This is a genomic window from Streptomyces sp. SM1, assembly GCF_002910825.1.
Lineage (GTDB): Bacteria > Actinomycetota > Actinomycetes > Streptomycetales > Streptomycetaceae > Streptomyces > Streptomyces okerensis.
Genome location: NZ_NEUB01000566.1, coordinates 1 through 6,091, shown reverse-complemented (window position 1 = coordinate 6,091; position 6,091 = coordinate 1). Strand labels below are relative to the sequence as shown.

The following is a 6,091-nucleotide window of genomic DNA, read 5'->3' as shown; positions in this document are numbered from 1 at the left end:
CGGCGGCGGGGAGCGGCACGCCGGTACCGGCGGCCGGTGCGGGGGCGATCCCCGGGACACCGGCGCCGAGGGCCTGGGTGGCGAGCCCCCGCATCCCCGACCCGTTGGTCTCGCTCACCAGACGGTCCACCGCCGCCGTGCCCGAGCTGTAGCCGGTCCCCGAAGCCTGCTCGGGCACGGCGGCTCCCCTCCTGGACGTCCCGTAGAGCACCTGTTCCAGGCCGGACACCAGGCGACGCACATCCACCTGGGGGCGTACCACGAGACGCAGGAAGCGGCTGGAGGAGCCGATCTTGTTGCCGCACTCACGGACCAGGATCCGGTGCTCGGTGAGCATCCGGTCCCGGACCACGGTTCCCTCGGCGCCCACGGGGAGGCGCACGAAGAGGAAGTTGCCCTGGGACGGGTAGACCGTCAGGCCGGGCAGCGAGGAGAGCTGGCCGGACATGTCCATCCGGTCGCGGCGGACCTGGTGGAGGCTCTGGGCGTACTCGGCACCGTGTTCCTTCAGCATGAACACCACGTGTTCGGCGAAGGAGTTGAGGTTCCACTTGGGGAGCATCGCCCGCACCTTGCCCGCGAGCGCCGGGTTGGCGACCAGGTAGCCGAAGCGGATGCCGTGCAGGCCGAAGTTCTTGCCCAGGCTGCGCAGCACGATGACGTTGGGCCGCAGCATCGCCTCCTGCACCACGCTCGGTTCGTTCTCCGCGTCGGCGAACTCCAGGAAGGACTCGTCGATCACCACCAGGTCGAGGTCGGCCATCGCGTCCATGAACTGCACGACCGCGTGCTTGTGCAGGAAGCCGCCGTCGGGGTTGTTGGGGTTGCAGATCACCGCCACCCGGGTGCCCCGGGCCCGTATGAACTCCGCGTACTGCGCGAGGTCGAGGGCGAATCCGCCGGATTCCTGGAGCGGGAACATGTCGACCCGTTTGCCGGTCTCCATGGGCTGGTCGGTCCACCGGCCGAAGGTGGGGACGGGGACGGCGAGGGACTCGCGGACCAGGAGGTGGTCGATCCAGGTGATCAGTTCCGTCGACCCGTTGCCCATCGCGACGCACTGCGGCGGCAGCCGGAGCAGACTGCACAGCTCGGCGGTGATGGTGTCGGCGCTGCTCGGGTAGTACGTGATGATCTCGCGCAGCCGGCCCGCCATGTCGTCGAACATGGCGGGGGTGGGGAAGTACGGATTGCAGGGGATGCAGAAGTCCACCGGGCCGGCCCCGTCGCTCTCCCGCGCCAGCGCCGCCATCGACGGACTGTGCGCCGCGGTGCTGCGGAACAACGAGGTGACGTTGTCGGCCATGGAACCTCCGTGTACGGCGGGTCCGCCGGGGACGTAGCGGGCCCGTCATGCCTGGGTGGCCCACGCGGGGGAGCGCGGGCCACCCAGGAGTACGGAGCGGGGCACGCCGCCGTTCAGCTCATGTGTGGAAAATGTGAGGGCGGCTCATGACCTGGTCTCATGCCCCGAACGGGTGCACCGTCGTCGTGCGGTAGGTCTCGCCCGGCCGCAGCACGGTGGACGGGAACGACGGCTGGTTCGGTGAGTCCGGGAAGTGCTGGGTCTCCAGGCACAGCCCGTCGCCCTGCCGGTAGACCCGGTCGCCGCTGCCGACGAGGGTGCCGTCGAGGAAGTTGCCGGAGTAGAACTGCAGTCCCGGCTCGGTGGTCGCGATGCTCAGCGTCCGGCCGGAGCCCGGATCACGGAGTACGGCGACCCGCTCGGGACGGCGGGTGATTCCCTTGTCGAGGGCCCAGTTGTGGTCGAACCCCTGGCCGTACAGCACCTGTTGGTGCGCGGCACGGATATCCCGGCCGACCGGCTTGGTCCGCCGGAAGTCGAAGGGGGCGCCCGCGACCCGCGCCCGTTCGCCCGTGGGGATCAGCCCGGAGTCGACGGGGGTGTAGCGGGAGGCGGCGATGGACAGCTCGTGGTCGTATATCGAGCCGCCGCTCTCGTCGGCGAGGTTCCAGTAGACGTGGCTGGTGAGGTCGACGACGGTGGCCCGGTCGGTGGTGGCCTCGTAGTCGACGCGCCAGTCGCCGTCCCGGGTGAGGGTGTGGGTGACCTTCGTGCGCAGGGTCCCCGGGTAGCCCATCTCGCCGTCGACGGAGGTGGAGTACAGGTGCAGTCCGACGTCCGAGCCGCGGGTGAAGGGCTCGACGTCCCAGACCCGCTTGTCGAAGCCCCGGCCGCCGCCGTGCAGGCTGTTCTCGCCGTCGTTGACGGCCAGCTGGTGGACGGTGCCGTCGAGGGTGAAGCGGCCGGCGGCGATGCGGTTGCCGTAGCGGCCGATCAGGGCGCCGAAGTACGGGCTGGAGTCGACGTACTCCCCGAGGGTGCCGAAGCCCAGGGAGACGTTGGTGCGGCGGCCGTGGCGGTCGGGGATCTCCAGGGACTGGACGATGCCCCCGCAGGAGAGGACCTTCATCCGGGTCCCGCCGTTGGACAGGGACCAGCTGTGCACCTTGGTGCCGTCGGCGAGCGTGCCGAAGAGGGTCCGCGCGGGCTTCCCCCTGCCCGGCGAGGCGTGTGCCGTACCGCCGAGGGCGGTGGTGGCGGCCACCCCGGCCGCCGCCGCTCCGGCTCCTGCGATGACCGTGCGTCTGCTCAGTTCCATGTACGGCTCCCGAAAGGAAGGGGCCCCGCCGTCCGGCGGGGCCCGAGCTGACTTACGAACCGACCTTGCGCTTGTTCCACACGCCGAAGCCGACCGCCGCGAGCAGCACCATGCCCTTGATGACCTGCTGCCGGTCGGTGCCGATGCCGACGAGGTTCATACCGTTGTTCAGCACGCCCAGGACCAGACCGCCGATGACGGCGCCGAGTACGGTGCCGACACCGCCGGCCATCGACGCGCCGCCGATGAACGCGGCGGCGCTCGCCTCGAGTTCGAAGTTGAGGCCGGCCTTGGGAGAGGCCGCGTTGAAGCGGGCGGCGAAGACCAGGCCCGCCAGGGCCGCGAGCATGCCCATGTTCAGGAAGACCAGGAAGGTCACCCTCTTGTCCCGCACGCCGGACAGCTTGGCCGCGGGCAGGTTGCCGCCGATGGCGTAGATGTGGCGGCCGATGACGGCGTTGCGCATCACGTAGCCGAAGCCGACGAGCAGCACGCCGAGGATCAGCAGCACGATCGGGGCGCCCTTGTAGCTGGCCAGCAGCATCGTCACCACCAGGACGGCGGAGGCGAGCGCGACGAGCTTCAGCAGGAACAGCTTGGTGGGAAGGACCTCGAGGTCGAACTCCTTCTGGCGCCGGCGGTCGCGGAGTTCCTGGAGGAGGACGAGCGCGATCAGCGCGAAGCCGAGAAGCAGGGTGAGGTTGTGGTAGTTCGTCTCCGGCCCGACCTCGGGCATGAACCCGTTGGCGACCTTCTGCAGGCCCCTGGGGAACGGGCCGAGGGTCTGGCCCTCCAGGAAGTTCTCGGTGAGGCCGCGGAAGGTCAGCATGCCCGCGAGGGTCACGATGAACGACGGTATGCCGCCGTAGGCGATGAACCACCCCTGGATCGAGCCCGCGATGGCGCCCACCGCCAGGCACAGCACCACCGCGGCCGGCCAGGGTATGTCGTTCCTGACCATGAACACGGCGGCCATCGACCCGACGAACGCCGTCAGTGATCCGACCGACAGGTCGATGTGGCCGGCGATGATGACCAGCATCATGCCGATCGCGAGGATCAGGATGTAGCTGTTCTGCAGCACCAGGTTGGAGACGTTGCGCGGCAGCAGCCGCCCGCCGCGCCGGAGCAGCGAGGCCGCCGTGCGGGCCGCGTCCGCGGACCCCGCGGTCTCGATCACCACGTCGAAGTCGTCCGGGAGCCGGCGGTCCTTGGTGCGGAAGCCGGTCGCCCCGTACTGCCGCGACAGCGCCTCCCGGTCGCCCCGGGTGCCGACGACCAGCAGCTCGGAGGGCGAGTTCGCCCTGAGGAACTGCACGGCGAACATACCGAGCGTGCCGGTGCCGACCACCGCCACCCGCTCACCGGGCACGGCGTTCGCCTTCAGCGCGGCGGCGGCGATGCAGGCGGCCGGCTCCAGCAGCGCGGCCGCGCTCAGATCGGCGTCGTCCGGGAGGACGTGCAGCAGCCGGGCGGGCAGCGTCAGCGTGGCGGCCATGGCACCCGGCTGGGTGAACCCGGTCTCCTCGTAGCCCGCCGAGCACAGGGTCGTCTCACCGGCGTGACAGCGGTCGCACACCTGGCAGTTGCGGAACCCCTCGCCGACGACCTTGCGTCCGACGAGCGCCCGGGGCACGCCCGCGCCCACCCGCCGCACGGTCCCGGACCACTCGTGGCCCGGCGTCAGCGGGTAACGCACGTACCCCTCGGGCCGGTTGCCCTGGTACACCTCACGGTCACTGCCGCAGATGCCGGCGGCGTGCACCTCGACCAGCGCCTCACCGGGGGCGGGGTCGCGCGGCTCGTGGGGGACGAGGCGGTGCTCCCCGGGTGCCTCGACGACGACGGCGGTGCCGCCCGCGGCCGTGCGCGGCCGGCCGGCGGCGGTCACTTCGCGTCCTTGGGCCTGCGTGTCTCCCAGCCCTCGGCCCACAGGTCGAACCGGGCCTGCTGCTGCGGGAACTCGGCCGCCGCGTCGACGTCCAGCTCGACCCCGAGCCCGGGGGCGTCGGAGAGGTGGAAGCAGCCGTCCTCCGGGTTCACCTGGGGCGCGCCCTTGACGACCTTCTTGATCTCCGCGTCCGCGAAGTCGTTGAAGTGTTCCAGGATCTTGAAGTTCGGGGAGGTGAAACCGACCTGGAGGGACGCGGCGGTGAGGACGGGGCCGCCGACGTTGTGCGGGGCCACCAGCATGTAGTGGGTCTCGGCGGTCGCGGCGAGCTTGCGGGTCTCCCAGATGCCGCCGATGTGGCCGACGTCCGGCTGGAGGATGTCGACCGCCTGGCTCTCGAACAGCTCGCGGAACTCGATGCGGTCGTGGATGCGTTCGCCGGTGGCGACCGGCATGTCGACCTTCGCGGCCACCTTCTCCAGCGCCTTGAGGTTCTCCGGCGGGACCGGCTCCTCCAGCCAGGCGGGCTTGAACGGCGCGAGCTCCCTGGCCATGCGGAGGGCGGTGGCGGGGGAGAAGCGGCCGTGCATCTCCAGCATCAGCTCGGCGTCCGGGCCGATGGCGTCACGCACCGCCTCGATCAGGGAGACGGCGTACAGGCTCTGCCGGTGGTCGAGTTCGTAGTGGCCGGTGCCGAACGGGTCGATCTTCAGCGCCCGGTAGCCGCGCTCCATCACCGTCCGCGCGGCCTCGTGGTAGGCCTCCGGGGTGCGCTCCGTGGTGTACCAGCCGTTGGCGTACGCCTTCACCTTGTCGGTGACCCTGCCGCCGAGCAGCTGCCAGACGGGGACGCCGAGGGCCTTGCCCTTGATGTCCCAGCACGCCGTCTCGACGACGGCGATACCGGACATCACGATCTCGCCGGCGTGGCCGTAGTCGCCGTACTTCATCCGGCGGACGAGGTCCTCGACAGCGAACGGGTCGGAGCCGAGAATGTGGTTGACCTCGGCTTCCTTCAGGTAGCCCAGCAGGGCGTCGGTGTGGCCCAGCATCCTGGTCTCGCCGACTCCGGTGATCCCCTCGTCGGTGTGCACCTGGACGTACGTCAGGTTGCGCCACGGCGTCCCGACCACGTGTGTGCTGATTCCGGTGATGCGCACGGCAGTTCGCCCCTCGCTGCTGTTGTGGACCCTGTCATCGGAGCCTGTGGTTCGACGTGTTCGATATTTCGTCACGCGTTCGAAATGCTGGCGTGGCACTGAGGACGGGTTGGCGGGGTGTCAATGGGTCACGCGCACAACGGTTTCGGCAGTTTCGAAACCTATGGGCGTTGGTCCGCACCAAACCTTCACAGCAAGCCCTATGAAGCGGAGCGGAGCGGAATCTAACCTTCCCGCGTCATGGACTTTCGAGACGATCCGCGCCCGGCGGCCGCAGGAGCCGGCCGGTCCCTCGGGGGACGAGGGCGGGGCGGAGGGCGCCGGACGTGCCGATGCCGCTGCGGCCGGCCCCGACCGGGCGGGTGAGAGCGGCGAGGAGCACGGCGACCGTCCGGACGAGCGGTACGGCGAGCAGG

4 protein-coding genes are annotated in these 6,091 nt (G+C 70.3%); all 4 read right to left on the bottom strand.

Features of this window, described 5'->3' with window-relative positions:
- The coding region (locus tag B9S61_RS13790; RefSeq protein ID WP_103542521.1) for a histidinol-phosphate transaminase at nt 1-1,306 on the bottom strand (1,306 nt) is incomplete at its 3' end.
- A gap of 157 nt (nt 1,307-1,463) precedes the next feature.
- The gene (locus B9S61_RS13785) at nt 1,464-2,624 is read right to left on the bottom strand and encodes an aldose epimerase family protein (RefSeq protein WP_103542520.1); all 1,161 of its coding nucleotides are present in this window, start codon (nt 2,622-2,624) and stop codon (nt 1,464-1,466) included.
- 52 nt (nt 2,625-2,676) lie between these two features.
- Nucleotides 2,677-4,515, bottom strand: coding sequence for a multiple monosaccharide ABC transporter permease (gene mmsB, locus B9S61_RS13780; RefSeq protein WP_103542519.1), 1,839 nt, complete (start codon nt 4,513-4,515; stop codon nt 2,677-2,679).
- A complete protein-coding gene (locus tag B9S61_RS13775; protein ID WP_103542518.1) occupies nt 4,512-5,675 on the bottom strand; it encodes a mandelate racemase/muconate lactonizing enzyme family protein in 1,164 nt (387 codons plus the stop codon). The genes mmsB and B9S61_RS13775 overlap by 4 nt, the downstream gene beginning before the upstream one ends.
- Nucleotides 5,676-6,091 lie beyond the last annotated feature (416 nt).